This is a genomic window from Flexivirga sp., assembly GCF_051955415.1.
Classification (GTDB): domain Bacteria; phylum Actinomycetota; class Actinomycetes; order Actinomycetales; family Dermatophilaceae; genus Flexivirga.
Genome location: NZ_JBQCGS010000048.1, coordinates 12931 through 38265 on the forward strand (window position 1 = coordinate 12931; position 25335 = coordinate 38265).

The following is a 25335-nucleotide window of genomic DNA, read 5'->3' on the forward strand; positions in this document are numbered from 1 at the left end:
CGGTGCTGGGAGGCTGGTACCCGCCCGGGTGCCGGCCAAACCAGGCGTCATACCGGACCGCACGCTCAGGGTCGACCGGGGGACAGTCAGGGTCGAACCGCATGGTGGGGGTCCCCGCCCGGCGGAATAGTCGTAGCCGACACTGCAGCAGATCCAGCAATCTCGGGAGGAAACACATGTCCAACCCAGCAGCCGCCCCCGAGGTGGCCCGCGAGGCGCAGACGCCGCCGGCCGCCGCGGCATACAAGCTGGCCAAGACCTACGGCAAGGGCGAGACCGTGGTGCATGCACTGCGCGAGGTCTCCGTCGAATTCGCGGCGGGGGAGTTCACCGCGATCATGGGCCCGTCCGGCTCCGGCAAGTCCACGCTGATGCACTGCCTGGCCGGCCTGGACACCGCGTCGTCCGGCGACGTGCAGATCGGCGACGTCGCCCTGACCGGCCTGAACGACAAGCAGATGACCACGTTGCGCCGTGACCTGGTCGGGTTCGTCTTCCAGGCGTTCAACCTGGTGCCCACCCTCACCGCACGCGAGAACATCACCCTGCCGCTGGACATCGCGGGCAAGAAGGTGGACAAGGAGTGGATGCGCGCCGTCGTCGACCGGCTCGGGCTGGCCGACCGGCTCGGCCACCGGCCCAGCGAACTCTCCGGTGGCCAGGTGCAGCGGGTGGCCTGTGCCCGAGCGCTCGTGGGCCGGCCGCAGATCATCTTCGGGGACGAGCCGACCGGCAACCTGGACTCCCGCTCCTCGGCGGAGGTGCTGTCGATCCTGCGCGCCACCGTCGACGACTTCGGCCAGACCGTGGTGATCGTGACGCACGACCCGCGGGCCGCGTCATACGCCGACCGGGTGATCTTCCTGGCCGACGGCCAGATCGTGAACGACCGGCGCGGCCTGTCGACCGATGACATCTACGAATACATGAAGCACCTGGACGAGCACGCCCCGACGCGGCTGGCCGAGCAGGACTGACCCATGGCTTCCACGATGCGCAAGGTCTCCTTGCGAAATCTCGCGGCGCACAAATTGCGCCTGGTCCTCACCGTGCTGTCCGTCGTGCTCGGCACGTCGTTCATCGCCGGTGCGCTCGTCTTCACCTCGACGATGAGCAACTCCTTCAACGGCATCTTCGACAAGGTGGCCATCGGCGTCGACACGCAGATCAGCCCCAGGGCCACCGACACCAACGCGTATGGCGGGGTGGAGAGCCTGGGGGTGCCCGACTCGGTCATCGCACGCATCGAGCGCGACAAGGCCGCCCTCGGTGTCGCGAAGATCGTCCCGGGCTACCAGTCGACGATGACGATCGCCGGCTCCGACGGCAAGGCGATCCAGACCGGCGGCGCCCCGACGATGGGCGCCAACTGGGTGCCCAAGAGTCAGGCGCTCGATCCGGACGGCGCCACGATCCTGCCCGGTGGCCGGGCGCCGCACGGACCGCACGAGGCGGTGCTCAACGAGAGCGCGGCCGAGCGCGGGCACCTGAAGGTCGGTTCGACGACGAAGGTCGTCGTCTCCTCCGGCACCGCCACACCGTTCGAGGTCACGATCGTCGGCCTGGTCAAGATGGCCGGCGACACTTCCGGCTACACCGAGATGGACTTCGACGCCGCGACTGCCAAGAAGCTGTTCACCGACGGCTCGCACGCGTCCATCGTGCAACTCGGCGCCGTGCCCGGCGTCTCCGCCGACACCCTCAAGCAGCGGATCACCAAGGAGTTCCCCGGCTACAAGGTGCAGACCGGTGACGAGGTGCGGCAGGAGAACAAGGACGCGATCAACTCGTTCCTGCAGATCTTCAACTACATCCTGCTGGCCTTCGCGGCGATCGGCCTCATCGTCGGCACGTTCATCATCTACAACACCTTCTCGATGATCGTGGCCCAGCGGGTGCGGGAACTGGCCCTGCTGCGCGCCATCGGGGCCGCCCGTGGCCAGGTGATGCGATCGGTGATGCTCGAAGCGGTGGTGGTCGGCCTCCTCGGCTCCGTGGTGGGGCTGGGTGTCGGCATCGGGCTCGCGGCCGGCCTGCAGGCGTTGTTGTCCAGCACCGGCACCGGGCTGCCCAGTGGCTCGCTCGTGGTCGGTCCCGGCGCGATCATCGCCTGCCTGGTGGTCGGGGTGGTCGTCACCACGGTGAGCGCGCTGGCGCCGGCCCGTCGAGCGTCCAAGGTGGCGCCGGTCGAGGCGATGCGGGAGAGCCAGACCGACGGGTCCGCCACGCTACGGGTGCGCACGATCGTCGCGGTCGTACTGGCCGTGCTGGCCGTCGCGGCGCTCGCGATCGGGGCCGGCGGCAAGGGCGGCGGCGCTGCCGGCCTGGTCGGTCTCGGAGCGCTCGGGACGATCATCGCCGTCGTGTGCGGTGCGCCGGCGCTGGCCCGCCCGGTGGTGGGCTTCCTCGGCCTGCTGTTCGCCAAGCCGTTCGGCAAGCTGGGCCAGCTGGCGCGCACCAACGCCATACGCAACCCACGGCGGACGGCGGCGACGGCGTTCGCGCTCACGCTCGGCCTGATGCTGGTGGCGATCATCGGCACGCTCGGAGCATCGTTCAAGTCGACCATCGACAAGGCGGTCAACGACGAGGTGAAGGCGCCGATCATCGTGACCGGCACCACCAACTCGGGCGCCCTGCCGCCGACGGTGAGCTCGGCGATCGGCAAGGTCGACGGTGTCGACCGGGTGGTCGCGATGCACGCGGTCGCCGCCACCGTCAAGGGCAAGGAGATCGGCGGCACGTCGCCCAGTGGCGACCTGACCGCGGTGGCCAACATCAAGCTGGTCAAGGGCAGCAGCACCCTGGGATCGGACGGTCTGCTCGCGTCGCAGAAGATGGCCGCCGACAAGGGTTGGTCCGTGGGCCAGACCATCGATCTCACCAGCAAATTCGGTCAGCACGTCGCGGTGAAAGTCGTCGGCATCTACAAGGACTCGGCGCTGCTCGGCCCGTTCCAATTGGGCTCCGGAGCGTTCGAGAAGCTGACCCCGCCGCGTCTGCGCGCCGACTACGTCGACCTGATCCTGCTCAAGGACGGCGCCGATCGGTCGGCGGTGCAACAGCGGATCGAGGACGTCACCGGCAGCTACCTGACCGTGAAGGTGCAGACGAAGGCGCAGTTCGCCAACTCCTCGGCACAGCAGATCAACCAGATGCTGGTGGTGCTCTACGGCATGCTCGGACTCGCCCTCGTGATCGCCGTGCTCGGCATCATCAACACGCTGGCCCTCTCCGTGGTGGAACGCAAGCGGGAGATCGGGATGCTGCGTGCCGTCGGCATGCTGCGCAAGCAGGTGCGCCGCACCATCTACCTGGAGTCGGTGCTGATCTCCATCTTCGGGGCGCTGCTGGGCATGGTGCTCGGTGTGATCATCGGCTGGTGCCTGGTGCGGACCTTCCGCGAATGGATCGCCGGCATCACCCCGGTCGTCCCCTGGGGCACGGTGCTGTTCACGCTGGCCGCCGCCGCGGTGTGCGGTGTGCTGGCAGCACTGTGGCCCGGCATACGGGCGGCACGCACCAAGCCGCTGGAGGCCATCGCGGACCTGTGATCCCGCGGTGGTATGCCGAGCGGGCCGGTCACCCTCGATGGGTGACCGGCCCGTTCGTGTCGACGCAGTGCGGTGGCTGGGCGATGTCGCGACGACGATCGGAACGGACTCAGCCGTCGGCGAACTTGTGAGCGACGGCTGAGGACCGATCCGTGAGGAATGCGACCAACAATGCAGTCAGCCGCCGAAACCGACGCGGCCGCGCTGCTCGCTGCCGATGTCGATGTAGCCCAGCACCGCGGCCGGTATGACGACATGGTGGCCGCGCTCGTCGGCCAGCACCAGGGGAGTGCCCTTCTCCAGTGCGGTCCCCACCTGCTGCTGCACCTCGTCCGGCGACTGCTCGGACTCCAGGACGACCTCGCGTGCGACGTTCTGCACACCGATCCGGATCTCCACGTTCAAGCTCCTTCGAATAGGGCTGGTTCACGAACTGGCGCTCACTCTACGTCCGGCCCGCCGGCAGACCGGAGGGTGTCGCGGTGACTGGCACAGTTGTCGCCCAGTGGCACAGCCGTAGGTGTGCCACTCGGTGGCAGGTGTGCGACTCGGCGGCCGGGCGAGGCAGGTCAGCCGCGTCAGTCGGCGACGGATTGCTCCGGGTGCAGCGGGAACCCGGCGAGGCCGCGCCATACCAGACTGGAGACAAGGCGCTCGGCCTCCTCGCGCGGCACCGTGCGGCCGTGCAGCCAGGAACGGGCGACGGTCTGCGACATACCGACGGTGGCGACGCCGAGCAGCAACGCCTGCTCCGGCGGCAGGTCGGTGTCCTCCTGGATGACCCGGGCGACGGCGTCGGCGCACTCCGCACTCATCCGGTCCACCCGGCCGGCGACCTCGGGTTCGCCCAGCAGGTCGGACTCGAAGACCAGCCGGAACGCGGCGTCCTCGCGTTCGACGAAGGTGAAGAAGGTGCGCACCGCCGCGGCGACGCGCTCCTGGTTGTCCTGGGTCGAGGCCATCGCGGCGCGGACCAGCTCCGGCAGCTCGGAGGTGTGCTGCTCGATCAGCGCCAGGTAGAGGTCCAGCTTGCCGGGGAAGTGCTGGTAGAGCACCGGCTTGCTGACGTGTGCGCGATCGGCGATCTCGTCCATCGCCGCAGCGTGATAGCCGGACTCGGCGAACACCGACTGCGCAGCCTCCAACAGCTGGGCGCGACGCGCCGAGCGTGGTAGACGTCCTCCGCGGGCTCCCGTGTCCGCAACACTCACTCCAAGCTCCCTTTCTGACCGGCGCCGACCTGGCGGGTCCCGCTCGGCATCCTAGAGCGAGACTAGGCTGTGGCAGCGTGACGCGCCCACCAAGGTTACGGGGCAGTACGCCCGCAGACAGCAAGCAGGCCGAGCGGTACTCCCGGCACACGCTGCTGCCGGAGGTCGGGATCGCCGGTCAGGACAAGCTCGCGGCGGCCCGCGTGCTGGTCGTCTGAGCCGGTGGTCTCGCCGCACCGGTGCTCTCCTACCTGGCCGGTGCCGGGATCGGCCGGTTGACGGTCATCGACGACGACGTCGTGGAGTTGAGCAACCTGCACCGGCAGGTCATCCACCGCACCACGGACATCGGTGTCGCCAAGGTCGACTCGGCCGTGCGCGCGGCGCTCGACCTCAACCCGGACATCGAGGTCGTCGGGGTCGAGGCGCGGTTGACCGCCGACAACGCCCTGCCGCTGTTCGCCGAGCACGATGTCGTCGTCGACGCCACTGACAACTTCGCCACCCGCTATCTGATCAACGACGCTTGCGTGCTGCTCGGGCTGCCGCTGGTGTGGTCCTCGATCAACCGGTTCGACGGACAGGTCACCGTCTGGTCGTATGGCGAATCCCCTTGCTACCGCTGCATCTTCCCGACCGCTCCGCCACCCGGCACGGTGCCGTCCTGCGCCGAGGCCGGCGTGATCGGTTCGCTACCGGGTGTCATGGGCTCCATCCAGGCCACCGAGACGGTGAAGCTGGTGCTCGGCATCGGCGAGCCACTGGCCGGTCGGATCCTGGTCCACGACGCGCTCGCCGGCAGTTGGGCGGGCGTGCCCGTCGCCCGCGATCCGCATTGTGCCGTCTGCGGGGACCAACCGACCATCACCGTCCTGCAGGACGAGGCGTCCGCCTGTGCGGTGCCGCCGGAGGAGCCGGTGCCGACCATCGGTGCCCGCGAGCTGGCGGACCTGATCGAGGCGGGCCGGGCTCCGGTGCTCGTCGACGTGCGCACCCCGGCCGAGCGCGACATCGTGTCGCTGCCCGGCGGCGGCATACAGGTGGACGTGGCGCAGTTGCGCGACGGCACGGGGCTGCCGGCGGTCGCCGGATTGGACGAGTCCGCGGTCTTCTACTGCAAGAGCGGCGCGCGATCGGCCGAGGCGGTGCGGCTGGTCGCTGACGCGACCGGTGTGCGCGCTCGGTCGCTGGACGGCGGAGTGCTGGGCTGGATCGATCAGATCGACCCCTCGCTACCCCGGTACTGACATGCCGGCCGTTCACGAGCTGCCCGATCTCGCCGACGCCGTGCTCGACGTCGTCGACCGGGTGCCCGAGGGCAAGGTCGTCACGTATGGCGACATCGGCCGCGTCGTCGGTGCCGGGCCGCGTCAGGTCGGCGCGGTGATGTCGGAGTACGGCGCGTTGGTCACTTGGTGGCGCGTGCTGCGCGCCGACGGCCGGCCACCGCAGGGCCACGAGGACGAGGCATTGGCGCACTACCGCGCCGAAGAAACGCCGCTGAAGGGCACCTTCCTGGACCGGGTCGACCTCGCGCGGGCTCGCTTCGACCTGGGGTGAGCGACATACGTCCACCTGCGACCGTCGGGGCGGGGCGTCGGGGACCGAGCACCTGTGGGTATGTCGGTCGTGCGTGATGGGATGAGTCCCGTGCTGGAACTACGTCGACCGCCCGCTCTCACAGCGGAACCGTTGGTCCTGGACGACGTGCAGCAGGCCGTCTGCGACAGCACCAGCCGCGCATCGGTGGTGATCGGTGCTCCCGGCACCGGCAAGTCGACGCTCGCGGTCGAATCCGTGGTGGCAGCGGTCGAGCGCGGCATCCCGCCGGACCGCTGCCTGCTGCTCGCACCGACGCGGCTGGCGGCCGCCGACCTGCGCGACCGGGTCACCGCGCGACTGCAGCGCACCTCGACCGAGCCGCTCGCGCGCACCCACCAGGCGCTCGGCTTCGGCATCCTGCGACAGGCCGCCGCGCTGCAGGGCGAGCCGGCACCACGGCTGCTCAGTGGACCCGAGCAGGACGTCGTCCTGCGCGAGTTGCTGGCCGGTCACGCGGCCGGTGACGGCATACCGCCGGGTTGGCCCGACTTCGTGCACAACGCCCTGCCGACCAGGGGTTTCCGCAACGAGTTGCGCGACCTGCTGATGCGCGCGGTGGAGTGGGGGCTGACTGCGGACGAGCTCGCCGCGCTGGGCCGGGCACACGACCGCCCCGAGTGGCAGGCCGCCGCGCGCGTGCTGGACGAATACGACCAGGTGACCGCACTGTCGCGACCCGGTGCGTTCGACCCGGCATGGATCCTCAGCGCGGCCGCCGATCTGCTCGAGTCCGACCCGCGGGCGCGCGAGCGGGTGCACCGGGCCATCGGCTTCGTCGTGGTCGACGACGCGCAGGAGCTGACCCGGGCGGCCGCCCGGCTGTTACGGCTGGTGATCGCGCCCGACACCCGGATCGTGCTGATCGGGGATCCGGACGCGACCGTGCAGAGCTTCCGTGGCGCCGAGCCGCAGATGTTCGGCGCGCTGGGCGACCACTTCGGTGCGATCGACCAGGTCATCTTGCCGGTCGGGCACCGGCACCCGGAAGCGGTCCGCCGGGTGGCCGAGCGGGTGGCCGAACGGATCGGCGCCGTCGCGGGCGCCGAGCACCGGCTGGTGTCGTCCCGGCCGGGCGGACGGGTCGACGTGGCGCTGCTGCGGTCGGCGCCCCAGGAGGCCGCACACATCGCCGCCCAACTGCGCCGGGCACACCTGCTCGACGGTCTGGACTGGTCCCGGATGGCGGTCATCGTGCGCGGCCAGGGCCGGGCCGGTTCGCTGCGCCGCGCGCTGGCCACGGCCGGTGTGCCGGTCAACTCCCCGCCGACGGTGGTCCCGCTGCGGGACGAGCCGGCGGTCCGGCCGTTCCTGGCGCTGCTGGAGACCATCGGCAAACTCCTCGCCGACGACCCTGACCCGATCAGCCCGGAGCTGGCCGCCGATGTGCTGAGCTCACCCCTCGGCGGCGCCGATGCGGTGGCGTTGCGGCGGTTGCGTCGCGCGCTGCGCGCCGAGGAGCTGGGCGCGGACGGGTCGCGCTCCTCCGACGAGCTGCTCGCCGCGTCGGTCGTCGGGCTGCCGTGGCTGGAGCTGCTGGGTCCGGTCGCGACTCCGGCACTGCGGGTGGCGGGCGTCATCCGCGCCGGCCGGGAGGCTGCGGTTGCTGCCGGAGCCACCGCCGAGACGGTGCTGTGGGCGATGTGGGAGGCCAGCGGACTCGCCGACGACTGGCAGGCCAAGGCGCTGGCGGGCGGCCGCGAGGGCAAGCGCGCGGACAGCCGGCTCGATGCGATCGTCGCGTTGTTCGCCGACGCCGCGACGTATGTCGACCGTCTCCCGGGCGCAGCCCCGCTGGATTTCCTGGAGCACGTGCGCGGCCAGGACGTGCCCGGTGACCGGCTGGTCGCGGCGGCGCCCGACGACGAGACCGTCGCACTGCTGACTCCGCAGGCCGCCGCCGGCCGCGAGTGGCAGTTCGTGGTCGTCGCGGGCGTGCAGGAGGGCGTGTGGCCGGACCTGCGGTTGCGCGGATCGCTGCTGGGTTCCGAGCGATTGGTCGATGTGCTGGCCGACCGGGGCGACTCGTGGCGTGCCGCGCAGACCGCCGTCCGCTACGACGAGACCCGGCAGTTCCTCGTCGCGGTCAGCCGAGCCACGGAGCGGCTGCTGGTCACGGCCGTGCGCAACGAGGACGAGCAACCCTCGGCATACCTCGACGTCGTCGACCCGCTCGACGTCAGCGACGACCCGGACGCATTGCGTGATTTCACCGAGGTCGCGCGACCCACCACCCTGCCCGCGGTCGTCGCCGAGTTGCGGCGCGAGCTGGCCGTGGGTGACGAGGAGGACCGGTCCCAGGCGGCTCGACAACTCGCGCGGCTCGCCGCGGCCGGCGTTCGTGGCGCCGACCCGGCCCACTGGTGGGCGCTGCGCGAGCTCACCGACGACCGGCCGCTGCGCTCACCGGACCAGCTGGTCCAGATCTCGCCCTCCCGGGTGGAGAGCTTCGGCACCTGTTCGCTCAACTGGTTGCTGACCACGGCCGGCGGGGAAGGACCCGACGTCGGCGCGGCCGCGTTGGGCACCCTGGTGCACGAGGTCGCCCAGGAGTTCGCCGACAAGGACCCCGACGCGATGGCGGCCGCGCTCGACGAGCGGTGGGCACGGCTCGGTCTCGGGGACACGTGGGTGTCGGTCCAGAAGCGGGCGACCGCGCACCAGATGCTGCAGCGGCTGACCGGATACCTCGACGAGGCGAAGGCGCAGGGCTGGCGGCCGGTCGGTGTCGAGGTCGATTTCTCGGTGCTCGTCGGCCGGGCACGACTCACCGGGCGGGTCGACCGCATCGAGGGCCGTGGGGAGGAGATCCGGATCATCGACCTCAAGACCGGTTCGTCCAAGCCGTCCGCCGCGGAGCTGCCGGGCAACCCGCAGCTGGGCGCCTACCAGGTCGCGGTGACCGAAGGCGGCTTCGCCGAGGGCTCGGTGTCCGGCGGGGCGGCGCTGGTGCAGGTCGGTAAGGCCGCCGGCAAGAAGGCGGTCACCCAGGCCCAGGCGCCGCTGGCCGAGCAGGAGGACCCGCGATGGGCCTACGACCTGCTCGCCGAGACGGCTGACGGCATGTCCGGCGCGACATTCAGCGCACAGGTCAACTCCCGGTGTCGCACCTGCCCGGTTCTGAAGAGCTGTCCGCTGCAGCCCGAAGGCGGACGTCTGTGACCAGGCAGCAGCGTTACTCCGCCGTGGAGCTCGCCCGGGCGCTCGGTCTACCGACTCCGACCGACGAACAAGTGGCGGTGACCGAGGCCGCCCCCGGGTCCCCGCTGTTGGTGGTGGCCGGTGCCGGCTCGGGCAAGACCGAGACGATGGCCGCGCGCGTGGTGTGGCTGGTCGCCAACGGCCAGGTGGAGCCCGACCAGGTGCTCGGTCTGACCTTCACCCGCAAGGCCGCCGGTCAGCTCGCCGAGCGCATCGGCGTGCGGTTGCGGCGGCTGCGCCGCGAAGGCATCTGGCTGCCGACGACCGACGACGGCACCCAGGCGTTGGCCGAGGTGCCCACCGTGCAGACCTACCACTCCTACGCCGGCCGGCTCGTGGGGGAGCACGGGCTGCGCCTCGGCATCGAGCCGGAGTCCCGGCTGCTCTCCGAGGCCGCGGCATGGCAGCTCGCCTCCGAGGCGGTGCTCGGCTACGACGGCCCGATGGACCAGGTCACCCACACCGAGGGCAATGTCACCACCGCAGTGGTCAGCCTGGCCGGCGAACTCGCCGAGCACTTGGTCGACGCCGAGGACCTGATCGGCTATCTGGACCACTACCTCACCGACACCGCACAGCTGCCGCCGGTGGGTGCCACGAAGGTGACCGGTGGCGACATGAAGAAGGTCGCGGACGCGCTCACCGCTCGTCGGCAGATCGTGCCGATCGTGCAGCGCTACCTGCAGTTGAAGCGGCAGCGGTCTGCCCTCGACTTCGCCGATCAGATGGCCCTCGCGGCGCAGCTGGCACGGTCCTTCCCGGCACTCAGCGCGCTCGAACGCGGCCGCTTCCGTGCCGTGCTGCTGGACGAGTTCCAGGACACCAGCGAGGCGCAGATGGTGCTGCTGCGATCCCTGTATGCCGGTGACGACGAAGCACCCGGCGATGATGTTCGCGTGACCGCGGTGGGCGATCCGCACCAGTCGATCTACGGCTGGCGCGGGGCCAGCGCCACGACCCTCGGCAGCTTCCCGCACCTCTTCGCCGACACCAGTGGGCCGGCGAAAGTGCTTCAGCTGTCTCGGAGTTGGCGCAATGACAGCAGCATCCTCGCCGCGGCCAACCGGGCCGCCTCGCCGTTGCGGGCGGCCAGTGCCGTGCCGGTCGCGACGCTGCAACCCCGGCCGGGCGCGGGGGAGGGCTCCGTCGTCGCCGCACGGCTGTCCGACCAGGACGCCGAGGCGGCATACATCGCGCAGTGGATCCACGAGCGGCACACCGGCGCCGACGGTGCGTGGACCCGTCGCACGGCCGCGGTGCTGTGCCGCAAGCGGTCCCAGTTCACCGCGGTGGTCGAGGCGCTGCGAGACCGCGACCTGCCGGTCGAGGTGGTCGGTGTCGGCGGTCTGCTGACCACGCCCGAGGTGGCTGACATCGTCAGCCTGCTGTGGGCGGTGCAGGATCCGACGCGCGGCGACCAACTGATGCGGTTGCTCACCGGACCGCTGCTGCGCCTGGGCGCGGCCGACCTCGACGGTCTCGGGGAGTGGGCGCGCACGCTGGAGCGGCGCGACCGGCCGCAGCCCACGCCCGGCGGCGACGACCGCGTTCGCCAGGACATCTCAGCCGAGACCCGCGACCGGCCGTCGATCATCGAAGCCCTGGACGAATTACCCGACGCCGACTGGTGCGGGCCCGCCGGACAGCGGATCGGCCCGGTGGCGTTGGACCGCCTGGCCGGCCTGCGGGACGAGATCCGGCGGCTGCGGTCGATGACCGGACTCCCGTTGAGCGAGTTGGTCGTGGAGGCCGAACGCGCTCTCGCGCTCGACATCGAGGTGCTCGCCCGGCCGGGCCAGACGCCGGACACCGCCCGTGTGCACCTAGACGGATTCGCAGAAGTGGCAGCCGGTTTCGCGGCATCGTCCGACCGGCCGACGCTCGGCGGTTTCCTCTCCTGGCTGGCAGCCGCCGAACGCGAGGAGCGTGGCCTGGACCGCCCTTACCTGGAGGCCGAACCCCGAGCGGTGCAGGTCCTCACCGTGCACGCCGCCAAGGGCTTGGAGTGGGACATCGTCGCCATCCCCGGCCTGGTCGAGGGCACCTTCCCGGACCACAACGGTTCGGTCGGCTGGAGCGCCGACCACCACGGCTGGAAGATCAGCCCGCACGGCGTCCCCGGCGATCCCTCCACCTGGGCCGTCAATGCCAGTGAGTGGATCGGCGGGCTCGAGGGCCTGCCCTTCGACCTGCGCGGCGACGCCGACGGGCTGCCTCCACTGCGCTGGGCGGAAGCGACCGACGCCCGCGAGTTGCGCGACGCGATCGTCGAATTCCGTGCTGCCGCAGGTCAACACGGTCTGGACGAGGAACGCCGCCTCGCCTACGTCGCCTTCACCCGAGCGCGCTCGGAGCTGCTGCTGACCGCCTCGGTGTGGTCCACGGCGAGCACCCCGCGGATCACCTCTCGCTACCTCACCGAGCTCGTCGACGCCCGGCTCGTGCGCACCGACGTGTGGGAGCCGATGCCGGCACCCGCACCCGGTGAGACCACGGTCGCCAATCCCCGAGCCGACGAGGACTCGTCGGTCGGCTGGCCGACCGATCCGATGGCGGCGCGCCGGGCCGATCTGGCGGACGGTGTGGCACGGGTGTCCGCCGCGCTGGCCGGGGACCGCCAGGATCTGCTGCCGATCGGTGACCGGGAGCAGGAGATCGAGCTGCTGTTGCGCGAGCGTGACCGGTCGCGCTCCCGTGGGCTCGGAGCAGTGCTGCTGCCACGACACCTCTCCGCATCCGCCGTGGTGTCCCTGGCCGACGACCCCGTCGAGTTCACCCGGCGGCTGCGGCGCCCGATGCCGTCACCACCGGCGAGCACGGCCCGGCGGGGCACCGCGTTCCACGCCTGGATCGAACAGCACTACGCACATGCTGCGCTGGTCGACGTGCTGGAGCTGCCCGGCGCGGCGGACGAGGACGCCGACCACGACGCCGACCTCGAGGTGCTGAAGGAGCGATTCCTCGCCTCCGAATGGGCTTCGCGCACCCCTGAGGAGATCGAGGTCTCGGTCGAGACCTGGATCGACGGCATCTCGGTGCGGGGACGCATCGACGCGGTGTTCCGGCGGGACGACGGCTTCGTCATCGTCGACTGGAAGACCGGCGCACGGCCCTTCGGCGCGGCGATGCAGGCGCGGGTGCTGCAGTTGGCGGCATACCGGCTGGCCTTCGCCCGGCTGCGCGGAGTGGCGACCGATGAGGTGGACGCGGCCTTCTACTACGCCGGCACCGGCGAGACGGTGTGGCCCGCCATGCCTGCCGACGACGCGATCGCCGCCTTGCTGCGGCGGGTGCCCGGCTGATCCGGGTCCGGTGCGGCCTCAGCGATCTCCGGTCCGCAACGGCGTGGCGGCTGAGGTGCCGGCCAACGGGCGGTCGCCGCAGATCGTGGGGGCGGTGTCGCGTCGCAGCCTGCGGGTGGACATCTCCAGCAGCCAGACGGTCAGTCCCACCGTCGGGAACGCCGCTCCCAGCAGGCAGACACCGCCCCACCCATGGGAGGCATACACCGCAGCCGAGAGGGCGCTGCCGACGGACCCGGCCGCGAAGTAGGACGTCATGTAGGCGGTGTTCAGCCGGCTGCGCGCATCCGGTCGCAAGGCGTAGAACAACGACTGATTACTGATGTGGGTGCCCTGGATGCCGAGTTCCAGCAGGGCAGTGCCGACCGCCAGCGCGACCACCTGGTGCCGCCCGACATCGAGCAGCAGGAAGCTGACTGCGGTCGCGGCGACGAACACCCCGGTCTGCACGCGGGCCCACCCGCGATCGGCGAGCCGTCCCGCCACCTTGCCCGCGAGGGCGCCGGCCACGCCGCAGAGCGAGAACACGCCGATCTGTGCATCGGACCAGTGGTAGGGCGCACGGGCGAGCAGGAAGCCGATGCTGGTCCAGAACACCCCGAAGGAGGAGTAGGTCACCGCGCCGTACAGCATCCGCCGGCGCAGCACCGGCTCCTGACGGATGAGGGCGAGCACCGACACCAGCGCGCGTCGGTAGCTGAGCTGCGCGGCCGGCGGGGCGTCGGGCAGTTCCCGCCGCAGCAAGACGATGGTGGCGACCATCAGTGCCGCAGCGACCCAGAACACCGCCCGCCATCCGGCGACCTCGGCCAACAACCCGGCGACGAAGCGGGAGAGCAGGATTCCCAGCAGCAGACCGGTCATCACGTCGCCGATGACCTTGCCGCGCTCGTCGTCGGCGGCCAGCGAGGCAGCGAACGGCACGAGAATCTGGCCGACGACCGACGAGACGCCGACCAGCAACCCTGCGGCGGCGAGCGTCTGCCACGTCGGTGCGAGTGCCATGGCGAGCAGGCAGCCGGTGGTGCCGATCAGCACCGCGGTCAGCAACCGGCGCCGGTCGACCAGATCACCGATGGGCACCAGCAGCGCCAGGCCGACCGCGTAACCGATCTGTCCGGCCGTCACCACCAGGCCGATGCTCGTGGTCGACGCCGCGAAGTGGTCGGCGATCTGCGCGACCAGCGGCTGGGCGTAGTAGCTGTTGGCGACGACGATCCCGGACGCGAGTGCCATCACCAGCACCAGCCGGTGATCGATGCGACGGGCTGCGGAGGAGGGTGTCGGACTCACGGGGCCAGGCTGACGGCTGCATGAGGTACTTGTCCAACAAGGTAATCAACTCGGGTTCATTGCTAGCTTTTATAAATGGAGTTGAAGCAGCTGACCCACTTCGTCGCGGTCGCCGAAACCCACAGCTTCACCGTCGCGGCGCAACGGTTGCGGATCTCCCAGCCGGGACTGAGTTCCTCCATCCAGGCATTGGAGCGGGACGTCGGCGCCGTGCTGCTCGAGCGCACCACCCGACGTGTGTTGCTGACGCCCGCCGGAGCCGCGCTGCTGGACTCGGCGCGCCTGATCCTCGGCGAGATCGCCACCGCGCGGCGGCGCATTGCCGGAGCGGCGGGTCTGACAACGGGGCAACTCGCCGTCGGAATGGTGCAGACGTTCAGCTCGGTCGACGTGCCGGCTGCGCTGGCCGGTCTGCACCGGCGGCATCCCGGCATCCAGCTGACGCTGCGGGAGGCACCGACCGCTGACCTGCTGCGCGCGGTCCTGCGGGGCGAGCTCGACCTCGCCTTCGCGGCGCTCGACGGCACACGGCTGCCCGACGGGTTGACGGTCCGCCGGTCCTACACCGAGCGCATCGTCGTGGTCGTCGGTGAGCAGCACCGGCTCGCGGGACGTTCCCGGGTGCGCCTGGCCGACCTGGCGGAGGAGACGTTCATCGAGTTCCGGGCCGGCCAAGGGCTGCAGACCGTCATCGAGAACGTCTGCGCGGACGCGGGTCTGCATCGCCGCATCGGCTGCGCCGTCAGCGACATGGATCAGGTGCTGTCGCTGGTCGGGCACGGACTGGGCGTGGCGCTGGTGCCGGCACCGCTGGCCGATCGCAGTGGGCTGCCGGCGATCTCGGTGGCACCCCGGGCGCCGTCCCGCACGCTGGCGCTGGTGACGCGCACGACCCCCTCGGGCAATCCGGCAGCGCGCGCCCTGCTGGAGATCCTGTCGGGGGAGTGAACTTCGCGGCCGGCGCAGCGTGACGCGAGGCGTGTCAGGACGGGCGCTTCGCGTCCTTCGCGTTCTCGTCCGAGTGGTCGGGGTCGTCGGTCGCGTCCGCCTCGTCGTCCGCCTCGTCGTCCAGCGGGTATGACGACGGCTCGGGATCTTCCTCCGGGCCGGTCTCGTCGGCTGCGGCCGAGGAGGTGGACCGCTCCCGGGCGTTGACCGGGATCTCGACGGTCTCGTCGTCGGAGCCGGCGTCCTCGAACTCCACCACTTCGATGTCCTCGGGGTCGACCGCCGGCGTGGGCTCCGGCGCGACTTCCGGCACCTTGCGCCGGCCGGGTGCCGGCGGAAGGAGTGACTCGTCATCGCGCATCGCCTCGTCCAGGCGCCGGAGTGCGGCGCTGCGGCGAGCGACCAGCTCGCGGTCGTTGCTGGTCACCGCGTCCATCAGGGCGTTGACCCGCTGCAACTCGGCGGCCAGCCGGACCCGGCGCTCCAGGTGGGTGTCGATCGTGTCGCGACGTGCGCCGGCATACGCCTCCAGCACGGTGTCGAACGCGGCCGGCTCGGCGAGCACCGACAGCACCGCGAAGTCGGCGGCGGGATCGGAGACACCCGCCTGCTCCCAGCCGGTCATCGCGACCACCGCGTCACCGTCGACCAGCACGTGCGAGCCCTCCAGCGGGCCGTGCACCGTGCAGGTCGCGAACTTCCACAGCGCCACCTCCTCCAGGGCGCGTTCCCAGCGCGACAACAGCCCGGCGGGCACGTGGCCGGTCGCGGCGGCGCGGTCGAGCGTCGCGAGACGCCGGGCGCGGTAGGCGTCCGCGTCATACGTCGGCAGTCCCGCCTCCTCCACCGCCCGCGGGTCGGCGTCGTGTATGGCGGCCAGCGCCTTGCCGATGTTGCGCGCCATCGGGGAACCGGCACGCAACTCGCGCCATACCAACGGGGTGCCCGGCAACCGGGTCTGCACGGACACCACCGTGCCGTCGTCGGCGACCGCGGTGCCCTCGATGCGGGGCACTGCGAACGGGACGCGCGCCGAGAGCAGCCGCAGCAAGCCGTCCGACTGCTCCATCTGCGCACCGGCAGCGGTGCTGCGGCCGGCGCGCACGACCCAGTCCTTGCCGTCGGCGGTGGTGACGTAGGCGATCTGGAAACGATCGTCCTGCGCCGTCGACGTGCCACGGACGGTCGTCGGCGTGAAATGTGGGACGGCTGCGGTCGCGAGGGCGGCGAGGGTCAACGGGCTGCGGAGCACGGCCCCACGGTAAGCCGAACCGACCGCATAACCTGGATGGCGTGCCCGCAGCTTCGCAAACTGGTTTCGATCTGGTCCTCGACAGCTCCGCCCTCGACCGCCGTGCGTTGCGTCGCCGCGACCCGGCGCTGATCGACGCGCTCCTCGAGCAGCCCTCCACCGCAGTGCTCGAGGTGTATGGCGACAGGCTCCCCCACACCGGGGACGGTCATCGGTTGCATTATCGGGCCCCCGACCCGGCCGACCGCCACGAAGTCGTGGTCTACCTGGGCGAGATCGCCGGCCGCGAGGTGCTCGCGGTGCTGCGGGACAGCGACGACCGGCGTCCTCGCGAAGTGTCGGGGGGTGCAGCCCCTGACGAAGCATCGAAGGAGCGTAGCGGGGGAGAGCTTCGTGGGGTGGTCGGCGACGTTCCGGCCGACGGTTTGCGCTACCTCGGCATGCGGCTGCACGGCGACGACGTCCCGATCGCCGTCACCGCGACCGGCATCGGCCGGTGGCACGCGGTCAACGGGTTCTGCTCCCGGTGCGGTCACGCGACCCGGGTGACCGAGAGCGGCTGGACGCGGCACTGCGACGGATGCGGGCGCGACCACTACCCGCGCACCGATCCGGCCGTGATCATGTCGGTGGTCGATGCCGACGACCGGCTGCTGCTCGGCCGCGGCCGCAACTTCACCGGCAACGGGATGTCGGTGCTGGCTGGTTTCGTGGAGCCCGGCGAGTCGCTCGAGACCGCGGTCGCCCGGGAGGTCATGGAGGAGGTCGGGGTGGAGGTCGTCGACGTGCGATTCCTCGGCGATCAGCCGTGGCCGTTCCCGGCGTCACTGATGGTCGGCTTCACCTGCCGTGCGACCACGACCGAGCTGACCCTCGATCCCGAGGAGATCGCCGCGGCCCGATGGTTCACCCGGCCGGAGCTGGCGGCCGCCGTGGGCAGCGGCGAGGTGCGTCTGTCGGCGCGGCTGTCGATCGCGCGCCATCTGATCGAGCACTGGTACGGCGCACCGATTGACCAGGCCGACGACGGATCCCTGTTGCGGCAGGCACGGTAGGACGGTTAGGGACAGGGACAGAGCACGGATGACGACAGCAGACGAGGTCCTCGCGGGGCTCGACCCGGAGCAGCGGCAGGTAGCGAGCAACCCGCTCGGGCCGATGTGCGTGCTGGCCGGTGCCGGCACCGGGAAGACCCGGGCGATCACCCACCGCATCGCCTACGGCGTGCACTCGGGCGCCTACCGGCCGGATCGTGTGCTGGCGGTGACGTTCACCGCCCGCGCGGCGGGGGAGATGCGCACCCGGTTGCGCGGACTCGGCCTGCCCGCGGTGCAGGCGCGCACCTTCCACGCTGCCGCGCTGCGGCAGCTGCACTACTTCTGGCCGCAGGCGATCGGCGGCCCGATCCCGCAGCTCCTCAAGCACAAGGCTCCGGCGGTCGGCGAGGCCGGCGCCCGCCTGCGCCTGGAGCTGGACCGCGTCGTCATACGGGACCTGGCGGCGGAGATCGAGTGGGCCAAGGTATCGATGCTGACTCCGGAGACCTACCGCGCGGCGGCCGCCAAGGCCGGGCGCTCGCCGGCCGAGCTCGATCTGACCGCGATGGCCCGGCTGTGGGAGACCTACGAGGAGGTCAAGTCGGCCCGCGACGTCATCGATTTCGAGGACGTGCTGCTGCTGATGGCCGGTGTGCTGGCCGAACGCGACGACATCGCGGCGACCGTGCGCGGTCAATACCGGCACTTCGTGGTCGACGAATACCAGGACGTCAATGCGGCCCAGCAGGCGTTGCTCGACCTGTGGGTCGGCGACCGGCCCGACCTGTGCGTCGTCGGTGACCCGGCGCAGACGATCTACTCCTTCACCGGCGCGACACCACGCCACCTGCTCGACTTCGCCGGCCGCCGTCCCGGCACGCACACCGTGCAACTGGTGCGCAACTACCGCTCCACTCCGCAGGTCGTCGACCTGGCCAACCTCGTCCTGCAGTCCGGCACGCGGCGTGCCGAGAGCGTGCGGCTGCAGGCGCAGCGCGAGCCAGGGCCGGCCCCGGTGCTGACCCAGCTGACCGATGACGAGGCCGAAGCGGCATACGTGGCGCAAGAAGTGAAAAGGCTTCTCTCTCAAGGAGTTCCGGCGAGCGAGATCGCCGTGCTCTATCGCATCAACGCGCAGAGTGAGGCGGTCGAGCAGGCCTTGTCGGCCGCGGACATCCCCTACCTCGTGCGCGGCGGCGAGCGGTTCTTCCAACGCTCGGAGGTCAAGCAGGCGCTGGTGCTGTTGCGTGGCGCGGTGCGCGGCGACGACGGCAGCGTCGAGCTCGGCAAGCTGGTGCGCGACATCGTGACCGCGGCCGGCTGGTCCCCGCAGCGCCCCTCGGGCGGGGCGGTGCTGGAGCGCTGGCAGTCGCTCAATGCGCTGGCCGAGCTGGCCGACGACCTCGGCGGCGCCGACGAGGGCTTCCGGCTGCGCGAGTTGGTCACCGAGCTCGACCGGCGTGCCGCCGAACAACACGCGCCGACGGTCGAAGGCGTCACCCTCGCGTCGCTGCACGCTGCCAAGGGGCTGGAGTGGGACGCCGTGCTGCTCATCGGCTGCTCCGACGGGCTGCTGCCGATCTCGCTCGCCGAGGGGCCGCAGGCCGTCGAGGAGGAGCGGAGGCTGATGTATGTCGGGCTCACCCGCGCCCGCCGGCACCTGTTGCTGAGCTGGGCCGCCGCACGCAACCCCGGCGGTCGCGCGAGCCGACGGCCGTCGCGGTTCCTGGACGCAGCCGCGCCCGTCCTCGGCCCGGGAGCGCGCAGCGCACCCCGGAGCAGATCGACCGGGCCCGCCCCCAAGAAGCCGGCCAAGCCGAAGACCTGCCGCAGCTGCGGCCGCACTCTGGACACCGCGGCCGAGCGCAAGATCGAGCGGTGCGGCGACTGTCCGGCGACCTATGACGAGGCGCAGTTCGAAGCGTTGCGGGCCTGGCGGCTGGAAGTGGCGACGTTGGCCAAGGTGCCCGCATTCGTGGTGTTCACCGACGCGACTCTCATCGCCATCGCCGAACGCCGCCCGCGGGACATCGCCGGGCTCAGCGGCATCTCGGGCGTCGGCAAGCACAAGCGCGACACCTACGGCGAGGCAGTTCTCGCCGTGCTGGACGGCGCCGACCCGGAGGCGGCCGCCGCCGCATGTGTCGCCGCGCAGGACAGCGCCTAGGCCGGCGCCGTGGACCGGCGTCCGCAGACACGCTCGCCGGAGGCGCGGTGGCGAGCCCCTCGAGACGTGTCCGACGATCACGTCCTACCGTTTTTCTGTAGGTGAATCCTGTTGTGCTGCAATGTTTTTCGCCCACACGAAAATCGTGCAAAGAATTCTCGTTAATTCAGTTGCTCGCGTGCATAGACACCCCGTAGCCTGTTGGACGTTCAGCTCGCGCGTCCAGGCGACGTGGCGAGGCCCGCGAAAGCGAGAGGAGGGGTTCGACGTGGAAATCACCAAGATGACGCAGCCGTGCGACGAGCACGCCGCGATGACGTCTGCCCTTCCGGTGATGACGAGTGTCCACCTCGCTTCCTCCACCGCCCGGGTCCAGGGGATCAGTGCGCCCGCCGCCGGCAGTGTCAACGGTCTGATCATGCGCGAGCGCTCCGTCGACGGCATCGCCGTCTTCGCTGTCGGCGCCGATCTCGGCGTCACGCGCGATGTCCCGACCTACAACTCCAAGTTTGCCGGCGGTGTCCGGTGTTCCGTCCTTTCGAGGCCACCCGTCTGACTCAGACGACAACGTCCTCATCGAAGGCCGCGGAACCCGACACCAGGGTCCGCGGCCTTTTTGTGTCGCGGGCTTCCACCACCACCAGGAAGACCGAGTTCATGACCCAGTGCATGACCACCGCACGACCGGCCGGCGCTCACCAGGCGCCGACCGAGCAGGAAAGGCCCCGCACCCGGGGTGACCGCGACAAGGAGGTCCCACCGATGATGTTGTCCGATCTGATAGACGCGACCGCGCTGGCCGCAGACTGCGGGGAGCAGCTCCCGTGTCACCAGAACGATCCGGAGCTGTGGTTCGCCGAGCGCCCGGAGGACGTGGAGTTCGCCAAGGCGCTGTGCACCAGCTGCCCCCTGCGGGAGGCCTGCCTCGCCGGAGCCAAGGACCGTTCCGAGCCCTGGGGCGTCTGGGGCGGCGAGCTGTTCTCCCAGGGCGTCGTCATCCCGCGCAAACGGCCGCGGGGTCGTCCGCGCAAGCAGACCGTGGCCGCGTGATCACCATGCGTTTCACCACCTTCCTTCTGCATGACACCGGTATGCCGCACGACCGGTGCGTTCCTGACGGACACCACCGGTCGTGCCGGGATACCCCTCCCGAAAGAGCTTCCACGATGTTCCAGTTGCTGCGGGTCGAACCGACCCGACCTCGCCCACCGACGGGGCAGCCGGCGACCAGGCGAAGCAAACACGTGACGCGTGTGCTTCCCCCGCCGACCACACCACGTCGATGAACGCCCTGCAGCCGCCGTTCGGCGGCCCGATCGCAAAGCCGGTCGCGGCTTACCGCGACCGGCTTTGCCGTGTCCGGAGGTGGTTTGCTCGTCCGTCTGCCCGGGTGGTGGCCGAGCGGAAAACACGCTGAGCTGGCCGCGCCCCGCACGTTGGTTGCTCTCTCACCTCGTCCACCGCGTGAGACGCCGATCGCACATCAGCCGAAAGATCTGCGGATCTGGACCATGATGCTCGCGATCCCTGCAGGCCTTCGCCGCTGTCGCACAAAATCTGTTTCCTGCCTCCTGTGGGCCCGCTGGTATGTACCGCACACACTCGCGCCCGAAAGGACATCCTGATGGTTGCTCACACGACGCTCGGAACTGTCGTCGAATGGCTCGGCCTGACACTGCTGACCGCACGTGCGGGCTCGGTGGACAGCAGCCGGTCAGTGCGCAGTGTGGTGGTGCACGACATCGCCGACCCGCCATCGGTGCCGACCGGTGCCGTCGTGCTGGGCGTCGGGGTGCAGGGGGAGTGCGCCATCGCAAACCTGCTGCGCGAGCTTGCCGCGCGGGAGGCCGCCGCCCTGATCGTCCGGGAGCCGGTGACGGTCACCCCGTTGATCGACGAACTGGCCTCGCGGAGCGGCGTCGTCGTGCTGGGGCTGGTCCGGGGCGCGTCGTGGCTGCAGGTCGCCCGGATGCTCGACGACCGGCAGGTCGACGACGACGGCTGGTCCGGCGGGGCGACCGAGGCACTCGACCTCTTCGAGGTCGCCAACTCGCTGTCCGCGTTGCTGACCACCCCGGTCACCATCGAGGACGTCAGCTCGCACATCGTCGCCTTCTCGGCGGACCAGGCGGAGGCGGACGAGGCCCGCAAGGCCAGCGTGCTGGGTCACCAGGTGCCGGCACGCTACAACGACCCGATGGTGGAGGCGGGTGTCTTCCGCCGGCTGTATGCCGCCACCGCGCCGATCTTCGTGCCGTCACTCGCCGACGGCATCCGGCCGCGTGCGGCCATGCCGGTACGCGCCGGGGCAGAGGTGATGGGATCCATCTGGGCGATCGTCGACGAGCCGTTGAGTGAGTCGCGCGCGACCGCGATGATCGAGGCCGCGAGCACGGCAGCGATCGCGATGCTGCGGCGCCGGGTGGCTTCCGACGCTTCCCGCCAGATGCGCGCCGCGCTGGTGGGCGGCCTCATCGACGGTGGTCCCGCGGCGGTCGGGACCGCAGGCCGGATGGGCGGGAATGTGACGGGCGGCTGCGTCATCGCGGCCGGCATACGTGGCCGTCGCACCGCCGGCCACGCCGCTGTGTCGGCCGAACTGGACCGGCTGGCGAATGCGCTGCGGATGTGGCTGCACCCGGAGTTGCCGGAGTCGGCGGTGGCAGTCGTGGACGAGACCGTCTACGCGGTGATCCCGGCATACCGTGGCGACTGCCTGCAGCTGCGCCAATTGCGCCGGCTGGCAGAGGGATTCGTGCAACGGGCCGCCCGGCACGACGAGTTCGTCATGGCGATCGGCAAGCCGGTCGTGGGCGTCGCGGCCATGGGCGAGTCTCGGCGAGAGGCCGATCTCGGACTCCGCGTGCTGCGCACCGTCACCACCGTGCGGCAGCGCGTGGCCGTGGCGAGCGACCTGCAGCCACAGATCCTGCTGATGCAACTGTCCGACCTGATGGCCCACGAGAACACCACGCTCTCCGGGCCCATCGCCGTCCTGCATGCGTATGACGAACAACATCAGTCGGCGCTGGGGGAGACACTGCACGCGTGGCTGGACAACTTCGGTGATGTCGCAGCGGCTGCCGCCGCGTTGCACGTGCACAAGAACACCTTCCGCTACCGGCTGGGCCGATTGGTGCAGATCGCGGACATCGATCTGGACGACCCCGAAGTGCGCTTCCAGCTGATGATGCAATTCCGCCTGAGCGCACCGGCGTTCGTCCGGTAGGACAACGGCGGCGGGGAAGTTCGTCCCCACGCATGAGGTCCCGAGCCCTGCGATGATCGATGCTGACTCACGTGACAGCGATGGGTGAGCCGTCGGACGGGCGGCGCGGGGAACGGACGGCCGCCGCGTGCCGGCCGGTGCCGGACGCGGCGTGGCAGGTCGCCGGCCGCCGGGCCCGGGACAGTGGCGTGGCGGTCCGTCGGCTGCGTACGGCGGAGACGTCCGAGGCCGCCGAGCTGCTGGCCGGGATCTGGTCACCCGGACGCGGACGGGTGCCGATCGAGGCGAGTCTGCTGATCGCGCTGCTGCATTCGGACAACTACGTGGCCGGAGCCTTCGACGGTCGGCTACTGGTCGGCGTGTGTGTCGGGTTCTCCACGGTGCCAGCGGGTTCCGGGTTGCACTCGCACATCACGGGTGTCCGCGATACGCATCTCGGCCGTGGGTTGGGGGCCGCGCTCAAGCTGCACCAGCGCGCCTGGGCCCTCGGGAACGGCATGACCACCATCACCTGGACCTACGATCCGCTGGTGGCGCGCAACGCCTACTTCAATCTGCATCGCCTCGGGGCCCGGGCGGTCGAGTACGTCCCCGACTTCTACGGCCGGATGGGCGACGCCCTCAACGACGGACAGGCGAGCGATCGGATGGTGACGCGTTGGGAGCTGCCGGTGTGGCCACGCGCGCTACCGGACCTGCCCGTCGGGCCCCCGGCCCTCGAACTCGGCATGGCCAGGGAGCCGGTCCGGATCACGGTGCCGGCCGAGGCGATGACGTGCCGCGTCGCGGTGCCCGACGACATCGCCGCCCTGCGGCTGCGCGACCCCGGGTTGGCTCACGACTGGCGTCTGGCGACCCGCGAGGTGCTGATCGACCTGACCCGGAACGGCTGGCACATCGACGGATTCGACCGGTCCGGGTTCTACCGGCTGGGCAGATCCTGAGCGACGGGGTTCAGGGCAGTTCGACCCGCACATTGCGCAGCGCGGTGATCGTCGTGTCACCGGGGTTGCCGCGGCGTGGAGAGATGTCCACCGGCGCTGCCGTGCGGGGGCGGCCGACCGGGACCGCCTGGATGACGAACTCCTGCACCTGCGCCGGCTCGACCGGAGTCAGGTGGATCATGCACAACAGCTCGCCGCGTGCTGCGGGGATGGACCACGTCACGTCTGCTGCCGTCGCAGCGGAGACGATGTCGTGTGCCGGGCGCGCTTCGCCGAGCGGGCCGACCTCGGCGACCAATTCGTTGATTTCAGCGCGTCGTTCGACCAGCGGTCGGTCGAAGTCGACGTTCGGGGCGAAGACTTCCGCCGCCAGCTCGTCGTCCCAGGAACGGATCAACCGCTCCACCGAGGCACGAAGGTGCACGGTCTCCGGCCACAGGACGATCGTCTCGGCCGGAGTGTCGTCATACGCCAGCAGTGTGCCCAGGGCGTCCATGCAGAGGATGCCGGCACTACTGCGATGGCTGTTGGTCAGGGCGACGATGCCGTGGCCGGAGTCGGGGTGCCAGCACATGAAGAGACTGAAGCCGGGCAGCCCGCCGCCGTGCGCGACGATCGGTCCGCGCTGCAGGTCCAGGTCGATGCGCAGGCCGAGCCCGTAGCCGGAGACGGACGGGTGCAGCGCACCGCCCGTGGTGACAGTGACCGAGGGGGTGTCGACGATGTGCAGTCGTTGCATCTCCCGCCGGGAGGCGCGACTGAGCACCGGCACGTCGCCGTCCTGCGGTGCGCGGAAGGCTGCACCCAGCCAGCTGATCCAGGTGGTCAGATCCCGCACGCTGCTCATGATGCCGCCGGCCGCCGCGAACGCGGCCGAGGCGACATACGGGTAGCCGACCCAGTTGCCGCCGGTGTCCAGGTGATAGCCGGTCGCACGGCGCACGTCGCTCGGCGCCGCATTGTCGAAACAGGTTGCGTCCAGGTGCAGTGGTGTGAAGATCTCGTCGCGGACGAAGTCCTCGATCGGGCGTCCGACGGCCCGGCCGACGGCGAGACCGGCGAGTGTGTAGCCCAGGTTGGAGTATTCGTAGACGGCGCCGGGCATGTGGCTGTATCGCAGCCCCTTGGCTACCTGCTCCAGCAACACCTCCTCGGTGGCGTCGATGAACGGGTCCACCCACGAGTTGTCCTCGGTCAGGCCGCCCGACATCGACAGCAGCATGCCGAGCGTCGGCGGCTCACACGGGTCGTCGGCGGTGCCGCTCGCCGAGAACTGCGGGAAGTATGCCGTGATCGGATCGTGCAGCGACAACGCGCCGCGATCCCGGGCGATGAGCGCCGCACACGCGATGAAGCTCTTGGACATCGAGGCGATCGGGAAGACGGTGTCCACGTCGGGCACCAGGCCGTCGTCCGAGACCACTCCGAACCCCCGGCCGTGTCGTAGCCCGCCGGGTCCGCTGATGCCGTAGGCCAATCCCTTGGCCGTGTCGGCCGCGACGTAGTGCGCGAAGTAGGCGTCCAGTTGGGACTCGATCGGGATCCGGATCGTCTCGTTCGACATCGTGTCCATGCTCCTCGGGCGGCGGCTGGGCCGG

At 70.7% G+C, this 25335-nt stretch carries 19 protein-coding genes and 1 pseudogene; 15 read left to right on the top strand and 5 right to left on the bottom strand.

Annotated elements, in window-relative coordinates; genetic code table 11:
• The first annotated feature begins 176 nt into the window (after positions 1–176).
• Positions 177–977 (top strand): ABC transporter ATP-binding protein, encoded by an 801-nt coding sequence (locus ACTHL4_RS08005; protein ID WP_440282223.1) that lies wholly within the window; start codon positions 177–179, stop codon positions 975–977.
• 3 nt (positions 978–980) lie between these two features.
• Complete coding sequence (locus tag ACTHL4_RS08010; protein WP_440282224.1) at positions 981–3554, top strand: ABC transporter permease; 2574 nt, start codon at positions 981–983, stop codon at positions 3552–3554.
• Between the two features lie 177 nt (positions 3555–3731).
• On the opposite strand, the gene ACTHL4_RS08015 is transcribed toward ACTHL4_RS08010, so the two are convergent.
• Positions 3732–3953 (bottom strand): DUF3107 domain-containing protein, encoded by a 222-nt coding sequence (locus tag ACTHL4_RS08015; protein ID WP_440282225.1) that lies wholly within the window; start codon positions 3951–3953, stop codon positions 3732–3734.
• Positions 3954–4132: 179 nt separating this feature from the next.
• Positions 4133–4765 (bottom strand): TetR/AcrR family transcriptional regulator, encoded by a 633-nt coding sequence (locus ACTHL4_RS08020; protein WP_440282226.1) that lies wholly within the window; start codon positions 4763–4765, stop codon positions 4133–4135.
• 77 nt (positions 4766–4842) lie between these two features.
• On the opposite strand from ACTHL4_RS08020, the gene ACTHL4_RS08025 reads away from it, so the two are divergent.
• The 6 genes and pseudogenes from ACTHL4_RS08025 to ACTHL4_RS08050 all read left to right on the top strand — a co-directional run bounded on the left by ACTHL4_RS08025 (position 4843) and on the right by ACTHL4_RS08050 (position 12867).
• Complete coding sequence (locus ACTHL4_RS08025) at positions 4843–4983, top strand: hypothetical protein (protein ID WP_440282227.1); 141 nt, start codon at positions 4843–4845, stop codon at positions 4981–4983.
• A 12-nt stretch (positions 4984–4995) separates the two neighbouring features.
• Positions 4996–5595: pseudogene (locus ACTHL4_RS08030) on the top strand (HesA/MoeB/ThiF family protein); the annotation flags it as partial.
• A gap of 87 nt (positions 5596–5682) precedes the next feature.
• Positions 5683–6012 (top strand): rhodanese-like domain-containing protein, encoded by a 330-nt coding sequence (locus ACTHL4_RS08035; RefSeq protein ID WP_440282333.1) that lies wholly within the window; start codon positions 5683–5685, stop codon positions 6010–6012.
• Between the two features lies 1 nt (position 6013).
• Positions 6014–6325: an MGMT family protein gene (locus tag ACTHL4_RS08040; RefSeq protein WP_440282228.1), complete on the top strand. Its 312-nt coding sequence runs from the start codon at positions 6014–6016 to the stop codon at positions 6323–6325.
• Between the two features lie 81 nt (positions 6326–6406).
• A complete protein-coding gene (locus ACTHL4_RS08045) occupies positions 6407–9526 on the top strand; it encodes an ATP-dependent helicase (RefSeq protein ID WP_440282229.1) in 3120 nt (1039 codons plus the stop codon).
• Entirely contained in the window at positions 9523–12867 is a 3345-nt protein-coding gene (locus ACTHL4_RS08050) for an ATP-dependent helicase (RefSeq protein ID WP_440282230.1), read from the top strand. The genes ACTHL4_RS08045 and ACTHL4_RS08050 overlap by 4 nt, the downstream gene beginning before the upstream one ends.
• 18 nt (positions 12868–12885) lie before the next feature.
• Here the strand turns inward: ACTHL4_RS08050 and ACTHL4_RS08055 are convergent, their stop codons facing one another.
• Positions 12886–14160, bottom strand: a complete 1275-nt coding sequence (locus ACTHL4_RS08055) for an MFS transporter (RefSeq protein WP_440282231.1) — start codon at positions 14158–14160, stop codon at positions 12886–12888.
• A gap of 75 nt (positions 14161–14235) precedes the next feature.
• Between ACTHL4_RS08055 and ACTHL4_RS08060 the strand changes: the two genes are divergently transcribed.
• The gene (locus ACTHL4_RS08060; protein WP_440282232.1) at positions 14236–15108 is read left to right on the top strand and encodes a LysR family transcriptional regulator; all 873 of its coding nucleotides are present in this window, start codon (positions 14236–14238) and stop codon (positions 15106–15108) included.
• 34 nt (positions 15109–15142) lie between these two features.
• Here ACTHL4_RS08060 and ACTHL4_RS08065 read toward each other — a convergent pair whose 3' ends face one another.
• Complete coding sequence (locus ACTHL4_RS08065) at positions 15143–16360, bottom strand: phosphotransferase (RefSeq protein ID WP_440282233.1); 1218 nt, start codon at positions 16358–16360, stop codon at positions 15143–15145.
• A 41-nt stretch (positions 16361–16401) separates the two neighbouring features.
• Between ACTHL4_RS08065 and nudC the strand changes: the two genes are divergently transcribed.
• The 6 genes from nudC (at position 16402) to ACTHL4_RS08095 (ending at position 23737) form a co-directional block, all read left to right on the top strand.
• On the top strand, positions 16402–17415 hold the full coding sequence (gene nudC / locus ACTHL4_RS08070; RefSeq protein WP_440282234.1) for an NAD(+) diphosphatase: 1014 nt from the start codon (positions 16402–16404) through the stop codon (positions 17413–17415).
• Between the two features lie 28 nt (positions 17416–17443).
• A complete protein-coding gene (locus ACTHL4_RS08075) occupies positions 17444–19564 on the top strand; it encodes an ATP-dependent DNA helicase UvrD2 (RefSeq protein ID WP_440282235.1) in 2121 nt (706 codons plus the stop codon).
• A gap of 268 nt (positions 19565–19832) precedes the next feature.
• Complete coding sequence (locus tag ACTHL4_RS08080) at positions 19833–20120, top strand: hypothetical protein (protein ID WP_440282236.1); 288 nt, start codon at positions 19833–19835, stop codon at positions 20118–20120.
• A gap of 206 nt (positions 20121–20326) precedes the next feature.
• Entirely contained in the window at positions 20327–20614 is a 288-nt protein-coding gene (locus ACTHL4_RS08085; RefSeq protein ID WP_440282334.1) for a WhiB family transcriptional regulator, read from the top strand.
• Between the two features lie 574 nt (positions 20615–21188).
• A complete protein-coding gene (locus tag ACTHL4_RS08090; RefSeq protein ID WP_440282237.1) occupies positions 21189–22793 on the top strand; it encodes a PucR family transcriptional regulator in 1605 nt (534 codons plus the stop codon).
• Between the two features lie 80 nt (positions 22794–22873).
• Positions 22874–23737, top strand: coding sequence for a hypothetical protein (locus ACTHL4_RS08095; RefSeq protein WP_440282238.1), 864 nt, complete (start codon positions 22874–22876; stop codon positions 23735–23737).
• A 10-nt stretch (positions 23738–23747) separates the two neighbouring features.
• On the opposite strand, the gene ACTHL4_RS08100 is transcribed toward ACTHL4_RS08095, so the two are convergent.
• On the bottom strand, positions 23748–25301 hold the full coding sequence (locus ACTHL4_RS08100) for a serine hydrolase domain-containing protein (protein ID WP_440282239.1): 1554 nt from the start codon (positions 25299–25301) through the stop codon (positions 23748–23750).
• Between the last annotated feature and the right edge of the window lie 34 nt (positions 25302–25335).